We start from the raw sequence: 24,179 nt of genomic DNA on the forward strand, positions 1-24,179 counted from the left end.
CTACTCGCGGCCGAAGTTCAGCGTCATCGTGTTGCCGTCGCCGACCTGCACGCCCTGGTTGTCGTGCACGTCGATGCGGTACTTGGCCGCGGCGTCGGGGTCCGCCAGCGCCAACACCTCGCGTGCGGCGGCGACCAGCTCGACGTCGGACCCGGCGTCCGCGGCCGTCAGAGCGGCCGTCAACTCCTCCGGATCGGTCGGCACCTCCGTCACCCCACCGCGGCGCAACGCGCGCCGTGTCAGCGACTTCAGGCCCTGGTACGCGTCTTTCACGGCGGTCGAGGCCGTGTCCGTCACGCCCGCCACCGCACCGGCGGCCAGCGCCGCCACCACCAGGTCGACCGACTCGATCACCACGCACCACTCCCGCCCGCGTCCGTCACCACCAGTATCGGCGAGACCACGGCGAGCGCGTCCGCCGAAATGAGGGGGGCGGGGATCCTCTCGGATCCCCGCCCCGGACGGCTAGGGTGCTACGGGTCCCGTGCCTGGGACCCGTGGTGTTCAGCCCTGCTGCAACTCGGCAGCGAGCTCACGCAGCTTGGTGCTGTGCTCACGGGCGTGGTGCCCGCAGAACAGCAACTCGCCCCCGGAGGGGAGCACGGCGCGAACCTGGGCAGCAGCCCCGCAGCGGTCGCAGCGGTCGGCAGCGGTCAACGCGGGGCGGGTGAGCGTCGTAGTCATGGAAATCTCCCTCCGTCCCGGCACCGGGGATCGGTGCCCTCACACCTAGCTGCGACCACTTCGCATCTGGCGGGTGCGCCGTGTTCGCTGCCTTCACTCTTGCAGACGTTCGGGCGGAAGTCAGTGTTCCCCTGACCGTGGCGACCCGCGTCACTCCTCATTTACCCGGCGCCCGGGTGGTCGGAACCTGTCGGTTCCACCGGTTCGATCCGCCCGTGCTCACGTTCCGCTGTCGTGGCAACGGATTTCCGACCTGCGAATACGGCGTTCGACGCACCCTTGATGCTCCAGAAGGGCGGTTCGCGGCCGGCGGCGCTGTGACGGGTAACACTTTGGTCAGCCCAGAGCGAACACGGCCTCGCGTTCCACGATCCGGACATGATCCGTCCGGTTCACGGGCCGCTTCACCGACCGTTCAGATGGTCAGGCGCCGCCCGTCGAACCGGGTCAGGCCGAACGACGCGTCCTCGTGGTTGACCCGGACGTGGTCCCGCAGGATCCCGATGCCGACCGCCTCGCCCAGGAGCACGGCCTCGGTGAAGTCGGTCCGCCAGTGCACGCCGGCCATGTTCCGGGCGGTCGCGATGTTCGCCGCCACCTTGTCCAGCTCGCCGCCCACGGTGAGCGCCTCGCCACCGGTGAAGGGCACGAGGGCGGTGCCGTCGGCGTTGGCCACGACGGGGTCGGGCAGCACCCACGACTCGTCGAACCACGCCTTCAGCACCGTGACGCACGCGCCGGCGACGGTCGCGTGACCCGAGCCGTAGGACGGGTGCGTCGGCGAGCCCTCCGGGAACGCCTGCGGCAGCAGGTACGAGCCGTGCTTCTCGTAGGAGAGCTTGACCGCCTCCGAGTCCAGCACCTCGCGGTCGATCATGGCGTAGTCGCGCATCCCGGACAGGTGCGCGTGGACCCGGCCGCCGAACGCCTCCGGCCGCAGCCTGCGGTGCACGTACCACTTCTGGAACCACATCGCCTTCAACGCCCGCGTCGCCACCTCGGTCACCAGCGACAACAGGTGCGGCGCGCCGTAGGTGCCGAAGCCGACCTGGTTGGCCGAGTGCCGGTACGGGTTGCCCGCGTCGACCGGCGCGCCCAGGTCCAGCAGGATCAGCGCCGCGTTGAGGTAGGCCTCGTACAACGCGTCGAAGTGCACGTAGTTGGCCACGTCACGGCCGTTGCGCAGGTACCGGCGGTTGACGTGGTCCCGCTTGATCGGCTTGGTGGTCGCGCCCTCCTGCACCGCGCGCCACGCGTCGAAGTCGGTCAGGAAGTCGCGGTTCGGCCGCACGGTGTCGTGCAGCTGCTGGACGCGCAGCGTGCCGTACTGGATGTCGCGCAGCAGGAACTGCGACAGGAACGGTCCCCGCAGGTCACCGCGCGTGCCGCCGCGGAAGATCGTGGCGGGCGTGACGCGGCCGTCGACCTTCGGCGCCCGGTAGTCGCTCAACCGCGACAGCTCGTCGGCCGCCTGCGCGATCAAGGGGTGCCGGTCGTACTCGCCGAACGGGACGTCCCTGGTCAGCGCCATCCAGTACAGCTCGACCGCCTCGGCCGAGTTGCGCGCGCTGTCGATGCGCGGCGCGGGCGGCAGGGCCAGCGACTGCGGGTCCGGGCCCTCCAGGTCGAACGCCAGGCCGGCCTGCGGGTTGGTGAGCTTGACGCCCCGGCCCAGCGGGATGCGCTCGAAGTCCTCCGTCCGACCCGTGGACAGGGCCCTGAGCAGCGTGTTGTACGCCTCCGGGCGCACCTCGCCCGCCTCGTCGTGCGGCAGGCCCTTGCTGTAGTTGGCGACGTGCGGGTAGTCGCCCTCCTCGCCGTTGTTGACGTGCTCCGGCCACGGCTGCCGGTCCAACGCCTCGGCCGAGGCCAGGCGCGAAAGGCGTGCTTCAGTGCGACGTTCACTCATGCGAATTCCCCCTGCTTCGGCGCGCCCCGTGCCGCCCCCCGGCGGCCGCGCCACACCCAGGACACCACGGAGAGTGATCGACGGCAGCGGCCATTCGGGTGAAGAAGCGCACAAAAACCAGGGCCCCTCGACCGAACGGTCGAGGGGCCCTGGCTCTGCGTGATCTTCAGCCCGGGTACTAGTCCAGGTAGTCGCGCAACACCTGCGACCGCGACGGGTGGCGCAGCTTCGACATCGTCTTCGACTCGATCTGCCGGATCCGCTCGCGCGTCACGCCGTAGACCTGGCCGATCTCGTCCAGCGTGCGCGGCTGGCCGTCGGTGAGGCCGAACCGCAGCCGCACCACACCCGCCTCGCGCTCGGACAACGTCGCCAGCACCGACTGCAGCTGGTCCTGCAGCAGCGTGAACGACACCGCGTCCACCGCCACCACGGCCTCGGAGTCCTCGATGAAGTCACCGAGCTGGCTGTCGCCCTCGTCGCCGATCGTCTGGTCGAGCGAGATGGGCTCCCGGGCGTACTGCTGGATCTCCAGCACCTTCTCCGGGGTGATGTCCATTTCCTTGGCGAGCTCCTCCGGGGTGGGCTCGCGGCCCAGGTCCTGGAGCAGTTCGCGCTGGATGCGACCCAGCTTGTTGATGACCTCGACCATGTGCACCGGGATGCGGATGGTGCGGGCCTGGTCGGCCATCGCGCGGGTGATCGCCTGGCGGATCCACCACGTCGCGTACGTGGAGAACTTGTAGCCCTTGGTGTAGTCGAACTTCTCCACCGCGCGGATCAGGCCGAGGTTGCCCTCCTGGATCAGGTCCAGGAACGCCATGCCACGACCGGTGTAGCGCTTGGCCAGCGAGACCACGAGCCGGAGGTTCGCCTCCAGCAGGTGGTTCTTGGCCCGCTCGCCGTCCCGCACGATCCACCGCAGGTCGCGGCGCATCTGGGGGGTCAGCTTCTCCTGCTCGTCCTCGGCGCGGCGCACCCGCTCGGCGGCGTAGAGGCCGGCCTCGATGCGCTTGGCGAGCTCGACCTCCTCCTCCGCGTTGAGCAGGGCGACCTTGCCGATCTGCTTGAGGTAGGCGCGGACCGAGTCGGCCGAGGCGGTGAGCTCGGCGTCCTTGCGGGCCTGCCGCAGGGCCTCCGACTCCTCCTCGTCCCAGACGAAGTCGCCCTCGCCGGGCTTGGCCTCCTCCTCGGCGGGCTCCTCCTCGACCGGCTCGTCGATCAACTCGACGTCGTCGACCAGGTCTTCGGCGTCTGGAGCGCCTTCGAGGTCCTCGGGCTCCTCGCCGTCCTTCTTCACCTTGCCAGGCGCGGCAGCGGCGGCCTTGGCGGCCGTCTTGCGCGGCGCCCGCGTGGCCGTCTTCCCCGCCGCGGCGGTCTTCGCCGCCGGCTTCTTCGCCGGGGCCTTCCTCGCCGAGGTGGCCTTGGGCGTCTCCTCGGCGTCAGCCTTAGCTGCCTGAGTCGTCTTCGCGGCTGCCACGTACGCCCTTTCGCGACTGTCGATCAAGGCCGACCGAAGGGCGCGAACCTCGGTCGCCTGAGTACGGGGGATCCCCCGCCGGATCGTTCGTCAGCGGGGCACCGTTCCATTGTAACGACGAGAATCGCGTGCCGTTGCCCCCCGGCGTCATCCGAGGTGGTCCGGCACGCGTTCTCGCAGGTGGAACGCCGCGCAAATCAGTGCCGGAGACCTTGCGCGGCGGCCACGGCGGCGCCCACGATGCCCGCGTCGTTCTTCAGCGCGGCGGCCACCACCTCGGTGCGCACGTCGAGCAGCGGGAGCCACTTCTCCGCCTTCTTGCTGACACCGCCGCCCGCGATGACCAGGTCCGGCCAGATCAGGTCCTCCAGCACGTTGATGTACCGGGACACGCGGGGCGTCCACTCGGCCCACGTCAGGCCCTTGTCCTCCTTCACCGAGGCCGCGGCGCGCTTCTCCGCGTCGTGGCCGTCGACCTCGAGGTGGCCGAACTCGGTGTTGGGCACGAGCTTGCCGTCCAGGAACAGGGCGCTGCCGATGCCCGTGCCGAACGTCAGCAGGACCACCAGGCCGTCCCGGTCGACACCGGAACCGAACCGCATCTCGGCGATGCCGGCCGCGTCGGCGTCGTTGAGGACGACGACCTGGTCGGTCGGCCGGCCGAGCCGCTCGGCGAACAGCGCCGCGGCGTCCGTGCCGATCCACCCCTTGTCGACGTTCGCGGCGGAGTGCGCGACACCGTGCTTCACCACGCACGGCAGGGTGACGCCGACGGGACCGTCCCAGTTGAACTTCTCGACGATCTCGGCGACGACGTCGGCGACCGCGTCCGGGGTCGACGGCTGGGGCGTGGTGATGCGCAGGCGCTCACCGTCCAGCGCCCCCGCTTCGAGGTCCACGAGCCCGCCCTTGATGCCGGAACCGCCGATGTCCACGCCGAACCCGCGGGTCATGCCCATCCCCGTGGCCCTTCCTACTCGATTCAGTAACCGTGGCCGCAGACATTAGCCTGCAGGTCTCCGATAGTCCCGTGAGAGTGACGCAGGAGGAACAGTTGCGTTTCGATCCGCGCTCATTGGTCGATGTCGCCGTGCTCGTGGCCCGCGAGGCGGGCGAGCTGGTCGTGACCACGCGCGATGCCGCCGTGACCGATGTCGACACCAAGAGCAGCGCCACCGACGTGGTGACCGCGGCCGACCGCGCGGCCGAGCAGCTCGTCCGGCAGCGGCTCGCCGAGTTGCGGCCGGGTGAGCCCGTGATCGGGGAGGAGGAGGGTGGCAGCGCCGCCCTGGAGGGCCTGACCTGGGTCGTGGACCCGATCGACGGCACCGTGAACTACCTCTACGGCATCCCCCAGTACGCCGTGTCGATCGCCGCGCAGGTCGACGGCGAGTCCGTGGCCGGTGCGGTGGTGGAACCCGTCGGCGGTCGGGTGTGGACGGCGGCGCGGGGCGGCGGGGCCTGGTTGGACGGTCGGCGGCTCCGGGTCTCCGACGCCACCCGATTGGACCTGTCCCTTCTGGGTTACGGCTTCGCCTACCGGGCGGAGCGGCGGCAGCGGCAGGCGGACGCGTGGGCGGGCCTGGCGACCAGGGTGCGGGACATGCGGCGGGCCGGTGCGGCGTCGTTGGACCTGTGCGCCGTGGCGGCGGGCCGGCTGGACGCCTACGCCGAGCACGGCCTCGGCCGGTGGGACTGGGCGGCGGGCGCGCTGGTGGCCCGTGAGGCGGGCGCGGTCGTCCACCTGGCGGGTGAGGCCCCGGAGCTGGGCGCGGACGCCACCTTCGCCGCCGCGCCGGGCATCGCCGACGCCCTCTTCACCGCTCTCGTGGAGTGCGGCTTCGGCAAGGTCTGACCACCCGCGTGTCGAACCTCCGCGTCCCGCGGGCGCTGAGCGTTCGACACGCGCGGGGTGGCGTGGTCAGCAGGTGATGTCGCGGGCGCCCTTGAGGTTGTCGGCGTTCAACGAGAGCGGGGTGGAGCCCTCGGCGGCCTGGCCGCCCTGCTGCTCCGGCTGCTGCATCGCCCACTCCGCGAGCTGGTCGAGCACCTTGCGGGCGTCGCTGTTCGGCTTCACCTCGCTGAACTTCTGCCCGATCGCCACGTCCACCGTCGCGTCCTGGCGCTCGTCGCGCACCAGCTCGAGGCAGGGCTCGACCAGGCTCAACGTCCGCGCCGCGCCCGCGCCGGGCGCGCCGAACCGGATCTGGCCGCGGCAGTCCATGTCCTGCGCCGGGTACACCGGGTCGTTGCCCGGCTCGGCCGCCTGCTTCATGCCCAGCTCGGCCAACGTCGTCGCCACGAACCGCGCCTGGTTGCGCTGCGTGCTCGCGTTGAACACGCGGAACTGCACGCTGCCGACCGGCACCGGGTCGGTCCGGTCCAGGGCGTCGTGCGCCAGCACCGTCCCCAACGCGGGCACCGGCTCGGCCGCCGGCGCGACGGGCGCGCCCGACGACGGCGCCGGCACCCCGCCGGGCGGGTTGCACTTGATCGCCGCGTCCACGTCGCCCGCGTCCGTCAGCACGCGGTTCCACACCACGACGGCGGTCACGGCGAGAACCAGGAACAGGACGAGCGCCGGCAACGGTCGCCGCTTCCGGTACCGCGACGACCCGCTGCTCCCCGTACCGGGTCGTCCCACGTCCGTCGACCTCCCCTGGCGCAGTGTTGACAGTGATCAGGCTATGCCGCTCCTCACCGCCCCGCGTCTCGGGCGGGGTTGTGGCGGGGTGCGATCACCCGGTCGCGGACGGTCAACGCCCTGGTCTGGCGGCGGAGCACGGGAGGACCGGGTGGGTGGTGCCCGTCCAAGCCTATCTGGCCAGCGTGGGAAGGGCCTGTCACCCGTCTGCTCAATTAGGGGGAACCCGCTGCGCGACCGCCCGATCAATGAGCTACCCTCTCGGCGCTCCGCGCACCGCCGGACACCGGAAAGCGTCGACGAACAGGGGGTTGGCGCCCGGCCGCACGAGCGAGACCTCCGTCACTGGGGACGGAGGGCACAAATAGGGGCGCTGGTGCGTTAACCAGCGACACGAACAGTCTCCGTTGACCGCAGGGGTGAAAGAAGTATGGCGACCGACTACGACGCACCGCGTCGCAGCGAGGCGGACGAACTCGCTGAGGACTCCCTCGAGGAGCTGAAGGCGCGGCGCAATGAAACGCAGTCCGGGGTCGTCGACATCGACGAGGACGCGACCGCCGAGAACTTCGAGCTGCCGGGCGCCGACCTGTCCGGTGAGGAGCTCACGTTCAAGGTCCTGCCGAAGCAGGCGGACGAGTTCACGTGCTCGAAGTGCTTCCTGGTGCACCACCGCAGCAGGCTGGCCGAGGAAGTCAACGGCCAGTACATCTGCCGCGACTGCGCCTGAGGCACGTCCACCGGGCACGAACCCGCACGACACCGCACGACCAGCACCACCGCCGGATCGACCGGCACGGCGCCACCGCACGACCGGCGCCGCGGCACGACCGAACACGCACCTACGACCAGACCTGGGCGCTCACCCCCACCGCCGGGGTGGCGCCCAGTCCCCGTTGCCGACCCACGTCACCGATCGCGCAGCAACGCCGCCAGCTCCTCCGCCGAACGCACGCTGAACAGCCAGTACGGCGTCGGGTCCGCCGGGTCGCGCAGCTCGACCTTCACCATCGGCCCGACCCAACCCCGGTGCGTGACGAACGCCATCGGGTCCAGGTTCGGGCCCATCGCCTTCCGCTTGTCCTTCGAGTCGAACACCTCGACCTCGCCGAGCAGCTCCAGCGGCACGTGCGCCGAGGCGACCCGCAGCTCGCCGCCGGACACCTCCACCTTCGCCGAGCCCATCCGCACGATCAGCAGCACGGCCAGCGGCACGGTGATCACGTACGGCAGCCACGACCGCACGCCGGGGAACCCCATGTGGATCTCGGCGGCCAGCAGCACGGCCGCGGCCAGCGGCAGCGGCCAACCCCACCAGGGCACGTACAACCGCTCGCGGAACGCGATCGGGGCGGTCACAGCAGTCTCGCTCACGCCACCAGGGTAGTCTCGCGCGCCGTGCCCAGCGTCGAGGTCCTGTTGTCCCGGCTCGATCCCGCCGTGCCGCTCCCGGCCTACGCCCGACCGGGTGATGCCGGCGCCGACCTGGTGACCACCACCGACGTGGTGATCGAACCGGGGGAGCGCGCGGTGGTAGGCACTGGTGTCGCGATCGCGTTGCCGGAGGGGTACGCGGGGTTCGTGCACCCGCGTTCCGGCCTGGCCGCGCGCGTCGGCCTGAGCGTGGTCAACACCCCGGGCACGATCGACGCGGGCTACCGGGGCGAGATCAAGGTGTGCCTGGTGAACCACGACCTGCGCGAGCCCGTAGTGCTGACGCGCGGTGACCGGATCGCCCAGCTGGTGGTGCAGAAGGTGGAGCACGCGGTGTTCCGCGAAGTCGACGAGCTGCCCGACTCCGCACGGGGCGCGGGCGGCTACGGCTCTACAGGCGGGCACGACGTGCTCGCCCGGACGGAGGGGTGAAGGCGATGTTCGGAAAGCGCCGCAAGCGCGGTAGGCACTCCGCGAACCGGGGGACGGCGCAACCCGAGGTCGAGTTCGACGGCGTGGAGGAGGTCGAGGACGGGCCGTTCGACTCGACGTGGGCCCCGGACGACGGCCTGAACCGGCTGGACCTCGGCTCGATCCGGCTGCCCGTGCCCGAGGGCGTGCAGTTGCAGGTGGAGATGGACCCGGCGGGCGCGGTGCGGGCGGTGCACCTGCTGACGACCGTCGGCCAGCTCACCGTGAGCGCGTTCGCCGCGCCGAAGCAGGACCGGCTGTGGCCGGACGTGAGCGGCGAGATGATCGCCCAGTTCAAGAGCGACGGCTTCCGGATCCTGCGGGAGAACGGCGAGTGGGGCGAGGAGATCACCGCCCGCAACAACGAGGTGCACCTGCGGGTGGTCGGCGTGGACGGGCCGCGGTGGATGCTGCGGGGCATCGCGGCGGCGCCGACGGAGGAGCAGAGCGCCCAGGCGACCGAGGCCCTCTACGCGTTGATGCGGGACACGGTCGTGGTGCGCGGCGAGCAGGCGATGCCGGTGCGCACGCCGTTGCCGATCGAGCTGCCCGAGGCCATCGCCCGGCACATCCAGGCGCAGCAGCAGAGCTAGTACAGCCAGTCCGCCGCCGACGCGGAGCGGTAGGCGTCGAGCGCGGCGCGGCCCAGGGACTCCCGGTCCGCGCCCAGCGCCGCCAACGTCGTCGTGCGCAGAGCGGCACGGGGGAGCGCTCCGACCCACGTCCGGGCGATCTCCACGGGGTGAACGGGGTCGTCGGTGCAGGCGGCGACCCCCACCGGCGCCGTGAGCCCCGCCAGTTCGGCCACCGTCGGCGCGGACGACCCGGCGGCCTCCCGCAGCACGTCGGCGAGCCGCGAGCCGTACCGGGGCCACGCCCGCCGCAGCTCGTCGCCGAGCCACCCGTCGACGCCGGTCAACGCGGCCTCGACGCCCTCCGACTCCACCACCGAGGCGCTGGCCCGTGCCGCCGACGCCGCGGGCGCGCCGTCCGCCGGGCCGTTCCAGGCGGGCAGCGCCACCAGCAGACCGGCGCACCGCTCGGGGTGCCGCACCGCCCACGCCGCCGCCACGTGCGCGCCCAGCGACACCCCGCCCACGACCAGCGGCGTGCCGTCCCAGGCGGCGTCCAACGCCTCGACGTGCTCCCGGACACCCCGTGACGCGGGCGCGACCAGCACCAACCCGGCCTCGGCCAGCGGGCGGGCGAACACCGAGGACACGAACACCTCGTCGGAGGCGGTGCCCGGCAGCAGAACGGCACGTGACGAGCTCATGACGGCAGATCCTCCCCCAGTCGGATACCCGGTCGGGTGCACCCGGTTACGCTGGCTGTTGGACGGGCTTCGTCGTCGAGGCCCCGCGCATTCCAGGAGTCGGGGATGACTGGTACTGGGGGTGGCTACTGGCGCCGCCTCGTGCGTCGGCTGACCACCGACGTCAGCGAGTTGGACGCCGACGACCTGTCTCGAAAAGCCGAGGCCGTCGGGGCCATCCGAGCGTGCGACTGCAAGTCCGGGCAAGAGGTGACGGTGTTGGGCCGGTTGCGCAGCGTGGAGCTGTGCCCCCGTGACGCCGCGGCCACCCTGGAGGCGGAGCTGTACGACGGCACCGAGGGCGTGACGCTGGTCTGGCTGGGCCGTCGTCGGATCGCGGGCATCGAGCCGGGTCGCACCATCAAGGCCAGAGGCCGGATCGCGGTGCGCGACGGGCGCAAGGTGCTCTACAACCCCTACTACGAGTTGCAGAACGCTTCATGACACAAGTGAACGAGTCCGAGAAGCAGCCCACCCTCCTCGAGCAGATGGGCGGCGTGAGCGGCCTGCTGTTCTCCTCGTTGCCCGTCGTGGTGTTCGTGCTGGTCAACGCGTTCGCCGGGCTCATGCCCGCGATCTGGAGCGCGCTGGCGTTCTCGGTCGCGATCGGCGTCGTGCTGGCCCTGCGCAAGGGCTCCGTGCAGCCGGCCGTCTCGGCGGTCTTCGGCGTCGGCATCGCCGCGTTCATCGCCTACCGGACCGGCGACGCCAAGGGCTTCTTCCTGTTCGGCATCTGGCAGAGCCTCGTCTACGGCGGCGGGTTCATCCTGTCGATCCTGGTCAGATGGCCTCTCGCGGGCGTGATCTGGTCGTTCCTCAACGGCCAGGGCCAGGCGTGGCGCAAGGACAAGGCGAGCGTCCGGGACTACGACATCGCCACCCTCGTGTGGGCGCTGGTCTTCCTGGCGCGGTTCGTGGTGCAGCGGTGGCTGTACGACGAGGCGTCGGTGGGCTGGCTGGCGGCGGCGCGCCTGGCCATGGGCTACCCGCTGATGGCGGTGGCGCTGATCGCCACGGTCTGGGCGGTGCGCCGCTCGGACAAGCGCCTGAAAGCCACCCTCGCCCGCGAGGAGGAGGAGAACCGGGCCGCCGAGGAACGCCTCCGCGCCCAAGCCGGGGCCGACCACGAGCCGACCATCTACGACCGGCTGCTGGACTCCTCCACCGACAACCCCAACCCCGCGCCCGCCCGGGCCGAGGAACGCTGACTCATCCGACCTGCGCCCCACCGGTTCCGCGGCACACCAGCCGGCCCGGTGGGGCAGGTCCGATCCCCCTCGCGACTGCGCCGATCGCTAACCTTGATGGGTTCGCGCACGTCGTGTGGCCAGCCGTCTTCGGAGGGGGTCGCGTGAAATTCTTCGACAGGGAACCCACCACGGTCGACATCGCGCAGAACCTGCTGGACGCCGCGCGCCAGTGGCCGCTCGGCTCGCAGGAGCGCGCCAACCTCTTGGCCGAAGCCCAGCTCATCGTGTCGGTGGACATCATGACGCACGGCAGAACGGCGTTCGGCGAGATCAACCACCCGCGATAAGGCCGGCCATCGACGGTGCGGCCACCGGTCTGACCAGCCACAACCCGATTGCTGCGCAGGGGTCCTCGCCAAGGGGACCCCTGCTTTCATCCTGCCGGCGGGCACCGACGGAAACGCGCCGCCCGCCCACCGCCTGTGGACAACCGAGCAGGTACTGAGCCGGTCGGCGGTTCTGCTCGAAACCAGCGGGTCAGGCCGCGACACCGACGAAGTCCGCCAGCCTGCGCAGGTCGGCCTTCACCGAACGTCGTTCGCGTTTCAGCATGCCCCGAAGCATCGAGTGGACCCTGCCGGTGAACAGGAGTTGTTCCGGGGCGGCCATCCTGGCCAACGTGAGCGCGTCCAGCGCTTCGCGGTCCTTCCGGCGCAGGTAGTAGGCCCAGGCGACGGTGATGAGGTGCGAAGTCCTGCGCTCGGACAGTTCGGGGGGCAGGTTGTCGTACGGCACACGCTCCGCTTCCGCGATGGCTCGACCCGGATCGCCCAGTTCGAGTGCGAGCCAGACGCGGTGGATGGCGATGTTCGTCGGCCCGAACGCGAGCCAGAAGTCGTTCCGGTCCCCGATCTCCTCCGCTGCCCGTGAGGCTTCGCCCAGGTAGTCGTGCGCGGCCCGGTGGTCGCCGAGCGTGGCGGCGCCGACGGCGCCTTTCAACATGAGCGACCCGTACATGCTGTACGACTCCGGAACGTCCAGATCCCGTCGGAGCGCGTCGGCCGCGGCGACGGGCGCGTCGGTCGACTCCGTGAGCCGGCCCGCGTGGCGGAGGACGACCGCCAGTCGCCACGCCCCGCCCGCGATCAGCAACCGGTCGTCGGACTCCTCGGCGGCGTGCATCGAACGCTCGGCGGCGACCCAGGGCAGGTGCGGCTCGCCCAGCCGATCCAGCATCCCTGACGTCACCCGGTACACCAGGGCTTGCAACTTCGACGCTTCCCGCCGTTGGCGCTCGTCCCCGGCGTCGTGCACCAGGTGCCAGGCGTCCGCGATCATGCCCGGGACGAGCGGGGCCATGTCGGACCACCGCTCGGTCTGCGAATGCAGGAATGCTTTTTCCACTCGGATCCGAAGGTGTTCCGGTGTGACCGGTTTCCGATCCGGGACGCCGAGCAGCGGGGAAATGCCGTTGTAGCGCAACATCGCGGCTTCGATGTCCGGAACAATGGCCGGGGCGGTGCCGAGGGAATCCGTGCGCCGCGCTGTCGTCCGGAAAGGACCCGGCAGCAGCGCTGACGGCGAAACGCGCAGTGCCTCGGCCACGGCCACGATGGTGGACAGCTTGTCCACCTCCCGTTTGCCGTTCTCGATCTGCCTGAGCCACTCGGTGGTGCGCCCACCCACCAAGCCGCACAACACTTCCTGCGTCATGCCCTGGCGCTTGCGGTAGTAGGCGATGCGCTCACCTACCGTCGCCTCGTTGTCCTGCCGCATACGCCCAGAGTACCCATCCGAAACCGCGCCGAGGACACCCCAACAGAGATTTTGGGTTGATCGCGGAAAAGGGGAACTAGCGTGCCTCTCAGGCGAACCGATGGCGATGGCGATCGCCTGGGCGGAAGTGAGGTCGTGGTGCAGAGCAGCACACCGGATATTCGACAGGCCACCTTGCAAGCGGCCCTGGACTACGCCGCCCTCGGGTGGCCGGTCGTGCCCGGAGCCATCTGGCGCGGGGGACGCTTCGCCGATCCGGTCGACGGTGCCCCTGTCCTGAGCCCGCACCTGCGGCCGCTCGCGGACGCGACCACCGATGCCGACCTGGTTCGGAGGTGGTGGTCGGCGCCCGGCAGGTTCGTGCCGAACATCCTCACCCCGGTCTCGGCGAACCTCGGTGTGTTCACGGTCTTCGCCACCTTGGCCGAGGCCGTCGCCCGGCACCCGTGGTTCGGCGCCGACCCGACGCCGGTGTTGGCGATCCAAGGCATGCCGCTGACCTACTTCCTCGTCAGGCCGCCAATGCCGGTGGTGCTGCTGAGCGACCACGCGAGCGTGGTCGACCGTGGCATGCCCCTGCCTTTGCCGCCCACGTCCATCGGGGGAACGGAGGTGCTGTGGCTGATCACTCCCGAAGAAGCGGGCAACACCCTCGTGACCGGTGACGACCTCGCCGACTTCATCCACCACGTCGAAAGGAAGACCGCGTGAACGAGCCGACCCGAGTCGAGCGGACCGTCGACGTGGGAAAGGCCTTCACGGCGCTGATGCGCGAGGTGGCGCGCGAAGACGCGCCCCGGTCGTTCGCCATCGTGGAGGAGTACGGAGAGGGTGAAGACGCCCGGGTCGCGGGTTATGGCCTGGCCTACGCAGACCGTGCCGAGTCCAACTCGGTCGAGGGCGATTTCCGCCTCAGCTCGGAGTGCGCCGAGAATGCCCGGACCTGGTACGAGATCAGCACGGATGAGACCGTGCGGCGAGTGCACCTGGTGTGGTTGGACCAGGCCACCACCTAATGGCTGCGCGGGGGTCCCCGCCAAGAGGACCCCTGCTTTCATCCTGCCGGCGGGCACCGACGGGACGAGCCGCCCACCCGCCGCCTGTGGACAACCCGGACGCGTCAGTAGCCCAGAGCCGAACGGATCTCCTGCTCCACGTCCGCCGCCGCCACGAAGAGCAGCTCGTCCCCGCCCTCCAGCGTGTCGTCCGGCGTCGGCACGATGACCCGGCCGCCCCGCAGGATGGTCACCAAAGCGGCGTCCCGGGGCAGCGCCAGGCCGTTCACCGGCGACCCCGCGAGCGGTGTGTCACCTGGAAGCGTGATTTCCACCAGGTTGGCCTGGCCTTGGCGCAACGTCATCAGCCGCACCACGTCCCCGACCGTCACGGCCTCCTCCACCAGCGCGGACAGGATGCGCGGCGTCGACACGGCCACGTCCACCCCCCACGACTCGGTGAACAGCCACTCGTTCGCCGGGTCGTTCACCCGCGCCACCACGCGCCGCACCGCGAACTCGGTCTTCGCCAGCAACGACACCACCAGGTTGACCTTGTCGTCACCGGTCGCGGCGATCACCACGTCGCACAGCTGCATCCCCGCGTCTTCCAACGACGACAGCTCGCACGCGTCGGCCTGCACCCACTCGGCCTGCTCCACGGTGTGCGGCTCGAAGTGCGTGCGGTCACGTTCGATCAGCATCACCTGGTGCCCGTCGGACACCAGCTCGGCCGCGATGGAACGACCCACCGCACCGGCACCCGCAATCGCGATACGCACTCAGCTCTCCTCGGGCGCGTGAGCCGCAGCCGCGGCCACGTCGGTCACGGTGCCGGACAGGGCGGCCACGTACACCTGGTCGTCCTCCTGCAGCACGGTCTTCGAGTCCGGCAGCACACCCGTCCCGAACCGCATCACGAACGCCACCCGGCACCCGGTGGCCTCCTCCAGGTCGCGCACGGTGCGCCCGACCCAGTCCTCGTGCAGCTCCAGCGGCAGCACGGCCACCGTGCCCGACGGGTCGCGCCACGCGGTCGCCGTGCCCTCGGGCAGCAGCATCCGCAGGAACCGGTCGGTCGACCACGGCACGGTCGCCACGGTCGGGATGCCCAGCCGCTCGTACACCGCGGCGCGCTTCTCGTCGTAGATCCGCGCGACCACCGCCTCCACCCCGAACGTCTCCCGCGCCACCCGCGCCGAGATGATGTTGGAGTTGTCGCCGCTGGACACGGCCGCGAACGCGCCCGCCCGCTCGATCCCGGCCTCGATCAGCACCTTCTGGTCGAAACCGTTGCCGACGACCTGCTGGCCGTGGAAGTCCGGGCCGAGTCTGCGGAAGGACTGGGCGTCCTTGTCGATCACCGATACCTGGTGGTCGAGGCGCTCCAGCGCCTTGGCCAGGGACGAGCCCACCCGGCCGCAGCCCATGATCACCACGTGCACGAAAGCCTCCCCGAACGACGCTTACGGAGAACCTACCGTCCCTGATCAGTGAACGAGAGCGGTGCGTCCGGCGCCGCACGCGTCCCGCACGGCCCAACGCCTCGAACACCTGAGCGAATACCGCGCCGGCCACGCGCGTGACCACGCGTTCGAGCCGCCACCCGGACCCGCGACGCACGTCACAAGCGACCCGGCGCCCACCGGACGACAACGCCCGCCCGGTCACCACCCCTTACGCTCTCGACCCGTGTCCAAGCTCGCAACCGCGGCCAAGCGCCTCCTCGTCGGCAGGCCCTTCCGCAGCGATCGCCTAGCCCACACCCTGCTGCCCAAGCGCATCGCCCTGCCCGTGTTCGCCTCGGACGCGATGTCGAGCGTGGCCTACGCGCCCGAGGAGATCTTCCTCGTGCTCTCGGTGGCGGGTCTGTCGGCCTACGCGCTGGCGCCGTGGGTCGGCGTGGCGGTGGTCGTCGTGATGCTCACGGTGGTCGCGAGCTACCGGCAGAACGTGCACGCCTACCCGTCCGGCGGCGGCGACTACGAGGTCGCCACGGTCAACCTCGGCCGCAGAGCGGGCCTCACCGTGGCGAGCGCACTGCTCGTCGACTACATCCTCACGGTCGCCGTGTCGATCTCGGCGGCGGCGGCGAACATCGGCTCGGCCATCCCGTTCGTCGCCACCCACAAGGCCGAGTTCGCGGTCGCCGCGATCGTCCTGCTCACCGCCGTCAACCTGCGCGGCATCCGCGAGTCCGGCAGCGCGTTCGCCATCCCGACCTACGCGTTCATGGTCGGCGTCCTGTTCATGATCGGCTACGGCCTGTTCCGCGGCCTCGTCCTGGGCGACGAGATGCGCGCCGAGAGCGCGGGCCTGGAGCTGCGGGCCGGGGACGACCACCTGATGGGCCTGGCGTTCGTGTTCCTCGTCCTGCGCGCCTTCTCGTCCGGCAGCGCGGCGCTCACGGGCGTGGAGGCGATCAGCAACGGCGTGCCGGCGTTCCGCAAGCCGAAGTCGCGCAACGCGGCGACCACGCTGCTCATGATGGGCCTGATCGCGGTCACCATGCTGATGGGCCTGATCGTGCTGGCCCAGCTCACCGGCGTGAAGATGGCCGAGGACCCGGCCCACCAGCTGGTCAACGCGCCCGAGGGCTACGAGCAGAAGACGATGGTGGCCCAGATCGCGGGCGCGGTGTTCGAGGGCTTCCCGGTCGGGTTCTTCTTCATCACCACGGTCACCGCGCTGATCCTCGTCCTGGCCGCGAACACCGCGTTCAACGGCTTCCCGGTGCTCGGCTCGATCCTCGCCCAGGACCGCTACCTGCCACGCCAGCTGCACACCCGCGGCGACCGGCTCGCGTTCAGCAACGGCATCGTCTTCCTCGCCGGCGCCGCGATCGTGCTGGTCATCGCGTTCGACGCCGAGGTCACCAAGCTCATCCAGCTCTACATCGTCGGCGTGTTCGTCTCGTTCACGATGAGCCAGACCGGCATGGTCCGGCACTGGAACCGGCTGCTCAAGACCGAGACCGACCCCAACGCCCGCCGCCGGATGCGCCGGTCGCAGTCGATCAACGCGTTCGGCCTGGCGCTCACCGCCTCGGTGCTGGTCGTCGTGCTGATCACGAAGTTCACCCACGGCGCGTGGATCGCCATCGCCGCGATGGCCGCCCTCTACGCCCTGATGACGGCGATCCGCAGGCACTACGACCGGGTCGCCGAGGAACTGCGCCAGCAGGAGCGGCAGAAGCTGCTGCCCGCCCGCAACCACGCCATGGTGCTGGTCTCCAAGCTGCACATGCCCACCCTGCGGGCCCTGGCGTACGCGAAGGCCACCCGGCCCGACATGCTGGAGGCGGTCACCGTCAACGTGGACGACGGCGACACCCGCCGCCTGGTGCGGGAATGGGAGAAGGAGAACTTCAAGGTGCCGCTGAAGGTGATCGAGTCGCCCTACCGCGAGATCACCAAACCGGTCCTGGACTACGTCAAGCGGGTCCGCACGGACAACCCGCGCGACGTGGTCACCGTGTTCATCCCGGAGTACGTGGTGGGCCACTGGTGGGAGCAGTTCCTGCACAACCAGAGCGCGCTGCGGCTCAAGGGCAGGCTGCTGTTCCAACCGGGCGTGATGGTGACGAGCGTGCCGTGGCAGCTGGCCTCATCCTCGAAGGTGACCGACAAGGACGACGTGGTCGCGCCCGGCGCGATCCGGCGCGGCCTGGACAAGCGCGGCCAAGACAAGGACGGCAAGTGACGGCGACCTGGAAGCAGCGGCTGATCGAGGTCGAGGTCGGCGCGGTCGCCCACGGCGGGCACTGCGTGGCCCGGCACGAGGGCCGCGTCGTGTTCGTCCGGCACGCGCTGCCCGGCGAACGGGTGGTCGTGCGGATCACCGAGGACACCGGCGGCTCGTTCTGCCGCGGCGACGCCGTCGAGGTGCTGGAGGCCTCGCCGGACCGCGTGCCGGCGCCGTGCCCGTTCGCCGGTCCCGGCCTCTGCGGCGGCTGCGACTGGCAGCACGCGTCGTGGCAGGCCCAGCGCGAGCTGAAGGCCGCCGTGGTCAGCGAGCAGCTGCACCGCCTGGCCAAGCTCGACTGGGAGGTCGTCGTCGAGGACCTGCCCGGCGGCCCGGAGGACTGGCGCACCAGGATGCGCATGGCCGTCGGCCCGGACGGCCGCCCCGGCTTCCGCGCCCACCGCAGCCACCAGGTCGTCCCCGTGGACGACTGCGTGATCGCCGTCCCGGGCGCCCTGGACGACGTGGTCCACCACACGTGGCCGCCGAAGTCCGAGCTCGTCGTCACCCGCGACGCGGGCGGCCGGACGCACGTCACCGAGATCGGCCCGCCCATCATCCGCCGGGGCCGCCCCGTCCCCGGCCCCTCCCGCCTGCGACAAGGCAGCGGCACGGCCACCGAACTGGCCGCCGGCCGCACGTGGAACCTCCGCGCGGACGGCTTCTGGCAGGTCCACCCCGCCGCCGCGGACACCTTCGCCAAGGTCGTCGGCGACTGGGCCGACTGCCGCCCCGGCGACCGCGCCTGGGACCTCTACGGCGGCGTCGGCCTGTTCGCCTCCGTGCTCGCCGAGCAGGTCGGCCACCGCGGCTCCGTCGCCGTGGTCGAGTCGTCGTACGGCGCCGTCGCCGACGGCCGGCTCAACCTCTCCGACCAGCCGCAGATCAGCTGGCACACCGGCCGCACCGAAGCCGTGCTCGAATCACCCGAGTTCACCGACCTGCCACCCGACGTCGTCGTCCTCGACCCGCCGCGCAAGGGCGCGGGCAAGGTCGTGGTGACCGCGATCGCACGCAGCCGACCCTCCCGTGTGGTCTACGTCGCGTGCGACCCCGCAGCGCTGGCCCGCGACATCGCCGCCTTCGCCCAGCACGGCTACGAGTTGGCCCAGCTCAGGGCGTTCGACGCGTTCCCGATGACCCACCACGTGGAATGCATCGCCCTGCTGACCCCCGCACGCTGACAGGCGTCTCAGCCTGTGGTCCGTAGACTGACCGGACGAATCGGGGGACCCGAACCACAGGGCGAGGTGGAGCGAGTGACGCTGCTGGAATCCGTGCACGGACCGGCGGATCTGAAACGGCTGGGACCTGACGAGCTGCCCGCGCTCGCCGACGAGATCCGGCGTTTCCTGGTCGACAAGGTCTCCCGGACCGGCGGGCACCTCGGTCCGAACCTCGGCGTGGTCGAGCTGACCATGGCCGTGCACCGGGTCTTCGACTCACCGCACGACTCGGTGGTCTTCGACACCGGCCACCAGAGCTACGTGCACAAGATCCTCACCGGCCGCCGCGACGGCTTCGACACGCTCCGCCAGAAGGGCGGCCTCTCGGGCTACCCCTCCCGCGCCGAGAGCGAGCACGACGTCGAGGAGAACAGCCACGCCTCGACCGCCCTGTCCTACGCCGACGGCCTGGCCAAGGCCTACCAGCTCGGCGGCCAGCGGCGGCACGTCGTCGCGGTCGTCGGCGACGGCGCCCTGACCGGCGGCATGTGCTGGGAGGCGCTGAACAACATCGCCTCCGGCACCGACCGACCCGTCGTCATCGTGGTCAACGACAACGGCCGCTCCTACTCGCCCACCATCGGCGGCCTGGCCGACCACCTCTCGTCGCTGCGCCTGCAGCCCGGCTACGAACGCGCCCTCGAGCGCGGCAAGAACGCCCTGCAGGGCACCCCGTTCGTCGGCAAGCCCGTCTACGCCGCCCTGCACGCCGCCAAGCGCGGCATCAAGGACGCCCTCAGCCCGCAGGCCATGTTCGAGGACCTCGGCCTCAAGTACATCGGCCCCGTCGACGGCCACGACCACGCCGTCCTGGAGTCGGCCCTGCGCCGCGCCAAGTCCTTCGGCGGCCCGGTGATCGTCCACACCGTCACCCGCAAGGGCAACGGCTTCGCGCCCGCCGAGAACCACGAGGCCGACCAGATGCACGCCACCGGCGTCATCGACCCCATCACCGGCGAGAACATCGGCCCGTCCAAGCGCACCTGGACCCACGTCTTCGCCGACGAACTGGCCACCCTCGGCGGCGAACGCCCCGACCTGGTCGCCATCACCGCCGCCATGCGCGGCCCCACAGGCCTGGACAAGTTCGCCGGCCTCTACCCGGAGCGCTGCTTCGACGTCGGCATCGCCGAACAGCACGCCATGACCTCCGCCGCCGGCCTCGCCATGGGCGGCATGCACCCGGTCGTCGCGATCTACGCCACCTTCCTCAACCGCGCGTTCGACCAGCTCCTGCTGGACGTCGCCATGCACAAGCAGGGCGTCACCGTGGTCCTCGACCGCGCCGGCATCACAGGCCCGGACGGCGCCTCCCACCACGGCATGTGGGACCTCTCCATCTGCGGCCTCATCCCGGGCATCCACGTGGCCGCCCCCCGCGACGCCGCCACGCTCCGCGAAGAACTCCGCGAGGCCGTCCGCATCTCCGACGGGCCCTCCGTCATCCGCTACCCGAAGGCCTCCGTGGGCCCCGACCTGCCCGCCCTCGAACGCATCGGCAAGGTCGACGTCCTGCACCGCTCCGGCTCCGACGTCCTCCTGGTCACCGTGGGCGCGTTCGGCGAACTCGGCCTGGCCGCCGCCCAACGCCTCGCCGACCAGGGCATCGGCGTCACCGTCGTGGACCCCCGCTGGGTCTTCCCCGTCTCGGACGACCTGGTCGCCCTCGCCGCCGACCACCGCCTCGTCGTCACCGTCGAGGACAACGGCCGGCACGGCGGCTTCGGCTGGGCCCTGGCCGCCGCCCTCCGCGACAACTCCGTCGACACCCCGCTCCGCGACCTGGGCATCCCCCAGACCTTCCAGGAGCACGGCGAACGCAGCGAGGTCCTCTCCGACATCGGCCTGACCGCCCAGGACGTCTCCCGCCGCATCACCGAGTGGGTCGTCGCCGCCGAGCCCGCGGAAATGGGCGCGACGGTCGAGAAGTAGCCCGGTTACCCTCCTCCCGCCCGGTCAGCGGCTCGGACGGCACTGCCGAACCCGAGTCCCGCGATCGCAGCCGGGCGAACCTTTCAGAGAGGCGCGTTGCCAACGCGGCGGGTTGCGACACCCAAGCCGCGACCCCGGTCGACCACGGGGCGTGGGGCCCTGCGAGCCCCGTGCTCCCGCCCACCGCCCCACGACCGGGGGCGCGGTCCGCGCAACGCAGGAGGAGGACCGGTGAAGCACACCCTCATGCCGTGGGAACGCGGTGTGGTCTTCCGGCACGGCGAGCTCGTCGAGGTCCTGGGCCCCGGCCGCCACCGCCGCAGCTTCCGCCACCAGGTCCGCCACCTCGACATCCGCCCCCGGTCGCAGACCCCCGGCTGGCAGGACATCCCCACCTCCGACGGCGTCCTGATCCGCGTCACCCTCGTCCTGGTCTGGTCGATCTCCGACCCGGCCCAGCACGTCCAGGCCGCCGCCACCCCCGAGGTCGAACTCCACCTCGCCACCCAGATCGCCCTGCGCACCGCCGTGCTGACCCGCACCCACGACGAGGTCGACCCGGCCCGCCCGGCCATCGCCGCCGAAATCCTCGCCGCCGTCACCACCCGCGCCACCGACCTGGGCATCGACCTGCGCGAAGTCGCCGTCCGCGACGTCGTCATGCCCACCGAACTGCGCAAAGCCGCCCTGTCCGAACTCCTGGCCCGCTCGGAAGCCCGAGCATCCCTGGAACGCGCCCGCGGCGAGACAGCAGCCCTCCGCACCCTCCTCAACGCCGCCCGCCTGGCCGAGGACCACCCGGCCCTCCTCCAACTGCGCGCCCTTCAATCCGCCAACACCGTCGTCGTCGAACGCAACCGCTGACCTCGTCCACTAACACGCCCTTGCCCACACCCTTCCCCAAAGGAAGGGCTTCGTGTCATCCCGCCGACCTGGCTCCGCCCTACCGCGCGTGTCAAGGGGGCTGTGCGTCCCTTGCCCGCCCCTCCACCTATGCCTGCCCCCTTGATACGTGTGGTAGCCCGTAGGGAGGTCGGTGGGATGACACGAAACCCGCACCACAACGGACCCGGCGCGTACCCACCCACCCCGCCGTCATCCTGCTGATCTGCCCGTCCGGCGAGGACTCTTTTGATCTTTCCCACGCACCCCGCCCCACCCACCGCTTCGCCCCGCCTTGCCCCTCGACAGCACCTCGACAGCGGCCCGACAGCTTCACGCTAAGCACCTTCTCAGGGATGTGTGGCACCTTTGTGGGGTGCGGATCCTGGTAGTCGAGGACGAGGTGCCGTTGGCCGACGCGATCGCGCGTGGCCTGCGGCGCGAAGGCATGGCGGTCGACGTCGCCTACGACGGCGAGACCGGCCATGAGAAGTCGACCGTGACCCGGTACGACGTGGTCGTGCTCGACCGCGACCTACCCGGCATGTCCGGCGACGAACTGTGCAAGGAGATCCTCAGCTCGGGCGCCCTGACCAGGGTCATGATGCTCACCGCCAGCGCCGGCGTGGACGACCGCGTCGCGGGCCTGTCCCTCGGCGCCGACGACTACCTGGCCAAACCGTTCGCCTTTCCCGAACTGGTCGCCCGCGTCCGGGCCCTCGCCCGCCGCGCCACCCCGGCCACGCCGCCGTTGCTGACCGCTCGCGACGTCGAGCTCGACCCGGCCCGGCGCACGGTGCGCCGCGCCGGCCAGCCCGTCGACCTGACCCGCAAGGAGTTCGGCGTGCTGGAGGTGCTGCTGGCCGCCAAGGGCTCGGTGGTCTCCAGCGAGGAGCTGCTGGAACGCGTGTGGGACGAGAACGCCGACCCGTTCACCACGACCGTCCGCGTCACCGTGATGACGCTGCGCAAGAAGCTCGGCGAACCGGGCATCATCGACACGGTGGTCGGCTCGGGCTACCGCGTGCCCACGGCAGGTTCCGCTGAACTCTGAGCTGGCCCGCAGGCGCGGACCCGGGCTGCGGACGCGGCTCACCCTCCTCGCGACCGGACTGGTCGCGTTCGTCAGCGGCCTGCTGCTCCTGCTCGGCTGGCTGCTCGTCGGCCGGGTCATCGCCTCCTCGCCCCGCTTCGCCGAGGGCAGCACCGTGGTCGTCGACGGTCGTGAGGTCGCGGCTGACGCGCTGATGGACCTGCTCGGCGAGCAGGCACGGGACGACGTGCTGCGATCCGGCTCGATCGCGTTCCTCTGCGTGGTCGCCGCGGCGGCACTGCTCGCCTGGACCATCACCGGCCGCGTGCTCCAGCCCGTGCACGACGTGACCGACGCGGCCCGTCGGCTGTCCGCCGAGTCCCTCGGCGAGCGGCTGCGCCTGGCCGGTCCCCGGGACGAGGTCGCGGAGCTGGCCGACACGTTCGACGAGATGCTCGACCGGCTCCAGGCGGCGTTCGAGTCGCAACGGCGGTTCGTCGCCAACGCCTCCCACGAGCTGCGCACGCCGTTGGCCGTGATCCGGACCGAGCTCGACGTCACGCTCGCCGACCCGGACGCCGACGACGCCGAGCTGCGCCGCATGGCGGGCGTGGTGCGTGCCGCCACCGAACGAGCCGAGCAGCTGGTCAGCGCTCTGTTGCTGCTCGCGCGCACAGATGGGCTGGGATTGGCGGTGCGCGAGCCGGTGGACCTCAACGCCGTGGTCGAGTCCGCGTGGCGTGCCGTGCGGGGGGAGGCGGAGGAGCGCCAGCTGCGGGTCTCGTTCCTCACCGCGCCGGCGCCCGCCGTCGGCGACCCGGCGTTGCTGGAGCGGATCGCGGGGAACCTCCTGGAGAACGCCGTGCGGCACAACCTGCCCGGCGGGTGGATCGAGGTGCGCACCGAAGGCGGCCCCGAGTGGACGTTGCTGCGGGTGTCGTCGTCCGGGCCCGTCATCGCTCCGGACCGGGTGGAGGAGCTGTTCGAGCCGTTCCGCCGGGGTGGCACGGACCGGACCGCGCGCACCGGCACCGGGCTCGGGCTGTCCATCGTGCGGGCCGCCGTCGCAGCTCACGAGGGTCAGGCTCACGCCGTGGCGGTGCCCGGCGGAGGGCTCTCGGTGGCCGTGCACCTGCCGTCCACGCCGCATGGAAAACTAGTCTGAGTGGTCCCGATCACACATGATCCGGTTTGAGGGTCGCCGCAGGGGGTACTACCTGCGCAGACGTGCCTCCCGACCCCCGATTTGTCTCCGCGTTGGGCGGGGTGTAACTTTCTCTCTGCCAGCGCGGAACGGGCCGGAGAGAGACCGGAACGGAGCGCGGCGAACATCAGCCCCGGATCGAGTCGCTGCACAGCGACGAGCTACGGTGAGCGCGTGTTCTTTGAGAACTCAACAGCGTGCCGAATAGCCAGTAAATTTATGAACCTCGTCAAGAGGTTTCCTTTGAGATTGTTACTGGA

Annotated in this window: 26 protein-coding genes; 15 read left to right on the top strand and 11 right to left on the bottom strand. The window is 71.0% G+C overall.

The features are described 5' to 3' along the window. From ACZ7GX_RS07800 to ppgK, 5 genes are all read right to left on the bottom strand, one after another. Positions 1–357 carry an RIP homotypic interaction motif-containing protein gene (locus ACZ7GX_RS07800; RefSeq protein WP_498774035.1) on the bottom strand — a complete coding sequence of 119 codons (357 nt, stop codon included), beginning with the start codon at positions 355–357 and terminating at the stop codon, positions 1–3. A gap of 147 nt (positions 358–504) precedes the next feature. Continuing rightward, positions 505–684, bottom strand: coding sequence for a DUF7455 domain-containing protein (locus ACZ7GX_RS07805; RefSeq protein ID WP_015800348.1), 180 nt, complete (start codon positions 682–684; stop codon positions 505–507). Positions 685–1,099: 415 nt separating this feature from the next. Next, positions 1,100–2,593, bottom strand: coding sequence for a vanadium-dependent haloperoxidase (locus ACZ7GX_RS07810; protein WP_498774037.1), 1,494 nt, complete (start codon positions 2,591–2,593; stop codon positions 1,100–1,102). 178 nt (positions 2,594–2,771) lie between these two features. Then, positions 2,772–4,100 (bottom strand): RNA polymerase sigma factor, encoded by a 1,329-nt coding sequence (locus tag ACZ7GX_RS07815; RefSeq protein ID WP_211363475.1) that lies wholly within the window; start codon positions 4,098–4,100, stop codon positions 2,772–2,774. 170 nt (positions 4,101–4,270) lie between these two features. Beyond that, positions 4,271–5,032 carry a polyphosphate--glucose phosphotransferase gene (gene ppgK, locus ACZ7GX_RS07820; protein ID WP_498774039.1) on the bottom strand — a complete coding sequence of 254 codons (762 nt, stop codon included), beginning with the start codon at positions 5,030–5,032 and terminating at the stop codon, positions 4,271–4,273. A gap of 95 nt (positions 5,033–5,127) precedes the next feature. Here ppgK and ACZ7GX_RS07825 point away from each other — a divergent pair, with 95 nt between their 5' ends. Continuing rightward, positions 5,128–5,928 carry an inositol monophosphatase family protein gene (locus tag ACZ7GX_RS07825; RefSeq protein ID WP_498774041.1) on the top strand — a complete coding sequence of 267 codons (801 nt, stop codon included), beginning with the start codon at positions 5,128–5,130 and terminating at the stop codon, positions 5,926–5,928. A 66-nt stretch (positions 5,929–5,994) separates the two neighbouring features. On the opposite strand, the gene cei is transcribed toward ACZ7GX_RS07825, so the two are convergent. After that, positions 5,995–6,717: an envelope integrity protein Cei gene (cei, locus tag ACZ7GX_RS07830; protein WP_498774043.1), complete on the bottom strand. Its 723-nt coding sequence runs from the start codon at positions 6,715–6,717 to the stop codon at positions 5,995–5,997. Between the two features lie 430 nt (positions 6,718–7,147). On the opposite strand from cei, the gene ACZ7GX_RS07835 reads away from it, so the two are divergent. Beyond that, complete coding sequence (locus ACZ7GX_RS07835; RefSeq protein ID WP_053717171.1) at positions 7,148–7,447, top strand: DUF4193 domain-containing protein; 300 nt, start codon at positions 7,148–7,150, stop codon at positions 7,445–7,447. Between the two features lie 179 nt (positions 7,448–7,626). Here the strand turns inward: ACZ7GX_RS07835 and ACZ7GX_RS07840 are convergent, their stop codons facing one another. Then, the gene (locus ACZ7GX_RS07840; protein ID WP_498774045.1) at positions 7,627–8,091 is read right to left on the bottom strand and encodes a DUF3093 domain-containing protein; all 465 of its coding nucleotides are present in this window, start codon (positions 8,089–8,091) and stop codon (positions 7,627–7,629) included. A gap of 24 nt (positions 8,092–8,115) precedes the next feature. On the opposite strand from ACZ7GX_RS07840, the gene dut reads away from it, so the two are divergent. Further along, positions 8,116–8,583: a dUTP diphosphatase gene (gene dut / locus ACZ7GX_RS07845; protein ID WP_053717169.1), complete on the top strand. Its 468-nt coding sequence runs from the start codon at positions 8,116–8,118 to the stop codon at positions 8,581–8,583. A 5-nt stretch (positions 8,584–8,588) separates the two neighbouring features. Further along, entirely contained in the window at positions 8,589–9,215 is a 627-nt protein-coding gene (locus ACZ7GX_RS07850) for a DUF3710 domain-containing protein (RefSeq protein WP_498774047.1), read from the top strand. Here the strand turns inward: ACZ7GX_RS07850 and ACZ7GX_RS07855 are convergent. Continuing rightward, the gene (locus tag ACZ7GX_RS07855) at positions 9,212–9,898 is read right to left on the bottom strand and encodes an alpha/beta fold hydrolase (protein WP_498774049.1); all 687 of its coding nucleotides are present in this window, start codon (positions 9,896–9,898) and stop codon (positions 9,212–9,214) included. The genes ACZ7GX_RS07850 and ACZ7GX_RS07855 overlap by 4 nt on opposite strands. A gap of 105 nt (positions 9,899–10,003) precedes the next feature. Between ACZ7GX_RS07855 and ACZ7GX_RS07860 the strand changes: the two genes are divergently transcribed. The 3 genes from ACZ7GX_RS07860 to ACZ7GX_RS07870 all read left to right on the top strand — a co-directional run bounded on the left by ACZ7GX_RS07860 (position 10,004) and on the right by ACZ7GX_RS07870 (position 11,474). Further along, positions 10,004–10,381 carry an OB-fold nucleic acid binding domain-containing protein gene (locus ACZ7GX_RS07860; protein ID WP_033437072.1) on the top strand — a complete coding sequence of 126 codons (378 nt, stop codon included), beginning with the start codon at positions 10,004–10,006 and terminating at the stop codon, positions 10,379–10,381. Then, complete coding sequence (locus ACZ7GX_RS07865) at positions 10,378–11,145, top strand: DUF3159 domain-containing protein (RefSeq protein ID WP_498774052.1); 768 nt, start codon at positions 10,378–10,380, stop codon at positions 11,143–11,145. The genes ACZ7GX_RS07860 and ACZ7GX_RS07865 overlap by 4 nt, the downstream gene beginning before the upstream one ends. A 143-nt stretch (positions 11,146–11,288) precedes the next feature. After that, positions 11,289–11,474 (top strand): hypothetical protein, encoded by a 186-nt coding sequence (locus ACZ7GX_RS07870; RefSeq protein ID WP_498774054.1) that lies wholly within the window; start codon positions 11,289–11,291, stop codon positions 11,472–11,474. A gap of 190 nt (positions 11,475–11,664) precedes the next feature. Here the strand turns inward: ACZ7GX_RS07870 and ACZ7GX_RS07875 are convergent, their stop codons facing one another. After that, positions 11,665–12,903 carry a helix-turn-helix domain-containing protein gene (locus ACZ7GX_RS07875; protein WP_498774056.1) on the bottom strand — a complete coding sequence of 413 codons (1,239 nt, stop codon included), beginning with the start codon at positions 12,901–12,903 and terminating at the stop codon, positions 11,665–11,667. Between the two features lie 135 nt (positions 12,904–13,038). On the opposite strand from ACZ7GX_RS07875, the gene ACZ7GX_RS07880 reads away from it, so the two are divergent. Together ACZ7GX_RS07880 and ACZ7GX_RS07885 are read left to right on the top strand one after the other, a co-directional pair. After that, entirely contained in the window at positions 13,039–13,614 is a 576-nt protein-coding gene (locus ACZ7GX_RS07880) for a bifunctional DNA primase/polymerase (RefSeq protein ID WP_498774058.1), read from the top strand. Continuing rightward, positions 13,611–13,919, top strand: a complete 309-nt coding sequence (locus tag ACZ7GX_RS07885) for a hypothetical protein (protein ID WP_498774060.1) — start codon at positions 13,611–13,613, stop codon at positions 13,917–13,919. The genes ACZ7GX_RS07880 and ACZ7GX_RS07885 overlap by 4 nt, the downstream gene beginning before the upstream one ends. Before the next feature lie 104 nt (positions 13,920–14,023). On the opposite strand, the gene ACZ7GX_RS07890 is transcribed toward ACZ7GX_RS07885, so the two are convergent. Continuing rightward, positions 14,024–14,680, bottom strand: coding sequence for a potassium channel family protein (locus tag ACZ7GX_RS07890; protein ID WP_053717165.1), 657 nt, complete (start codon positions 14,678–14,680; stop codon positions 14,024–14,026). Then, positions 14,681–15,343 (bottom strand): potassium channel family protein, encoded by a 663-nt coding sequence (locus tag ACZ7GX_RS07895; protein ID WP_498774062.1) that lies wholly within the window; start codon positions 15,341–15,343, stop codon positions 14,681–14,683. It lies immediately after the preceding gene. A 247-nt stretch (positions 15,344–15,590) separates the two neighbouring features. On the opposite strand from ACZ7GX_RS07895, the gene ACZ7GX_RS07900 reads away from it, so the two are divergent. From ACZ7GX_RS07900 to ACZ7GX_RS07925, 6 genes are all read left to right on the top strand, one after another. Beyond that, complete coding sequence (locus tag ACZ7GX_RS07900) at positions 15,591–17,600, top strand: APC family permease (protein WP_498774064.1); 2,010 nt, start codon at positions 15,591–15,593, stop codon at positions 17,598–17,600. Continuing rightward, positions 17,597–18,826 (top strand): class I SAM-dependent RNA methyltransferase, encoded by a 1,230-nt coding sequence (locus tag ACZ7GX_RS07905; protein ID WP_498774066.1) that lies wholly within the window; start codon positions 17,597–17,599, stop codon positions 18,824–18,826. The genes ACZ7GX_RS07900 and ACZ7GX_RS07905 overlap by 4 nt, the downstream gene beginning before the upstream one ends. Positions 18,827–18,901: 75 nt before the next feature. Continuing rightward, positions 18,902–20,800, top strand: coding sequence for a 1-deoxy-D-xylulose-5-phosphate synthase (gene dxs, locus ACZ7GX_RS07910; protein ID WP_498774068.1), 1,899 nt, complete (start codon positions 18,902–18,904; stop codon positions 20,798–20,800). Positions 20,801–21,031: 231 nt separating this feature from the next. Beyond that, on the top strand, positions 21,032–21,664 hold the full coding sequence (locus tag ACZ7GX_RS07915; RefSeq protein WP_498774070.1) for a slipin family protein: 633 nt from the start codon (positions 21,032–21,034) through the stop codon (positions 21,662–21,664). A 394-nt stretch (positions 21,665–22,058) separates the two neighbouring features. Next, entirely contained in the window at positions 22,059–22,736 is a 678-nt protein-coding gene (locus ACZ7GX_RS07920; protein WP_230566547.1) for a response regulator transcription factor, read from the top strand. Beyond that, on the top strand, positions 22,726–23,880 hold the full coding sequence (locus tag ACZ7GX_RS07925) for a sensor histidine kinase (protein ID WP_498774096.1): 1,155 nt from the start codon (positions 22,726–22,728) through the stop codon (positions 23,878–23,880). Before ACZ7GX_RS07920 ends, ACZ7GX_RS07925 begins: the two co-directional genes overlap by 11 nt. Positions 23,881–24,179 lie beyond the last annotated feature (299 nt).

This window comes from Actinosynnema sp. NPDC037264, assembly GCF_055603705.1.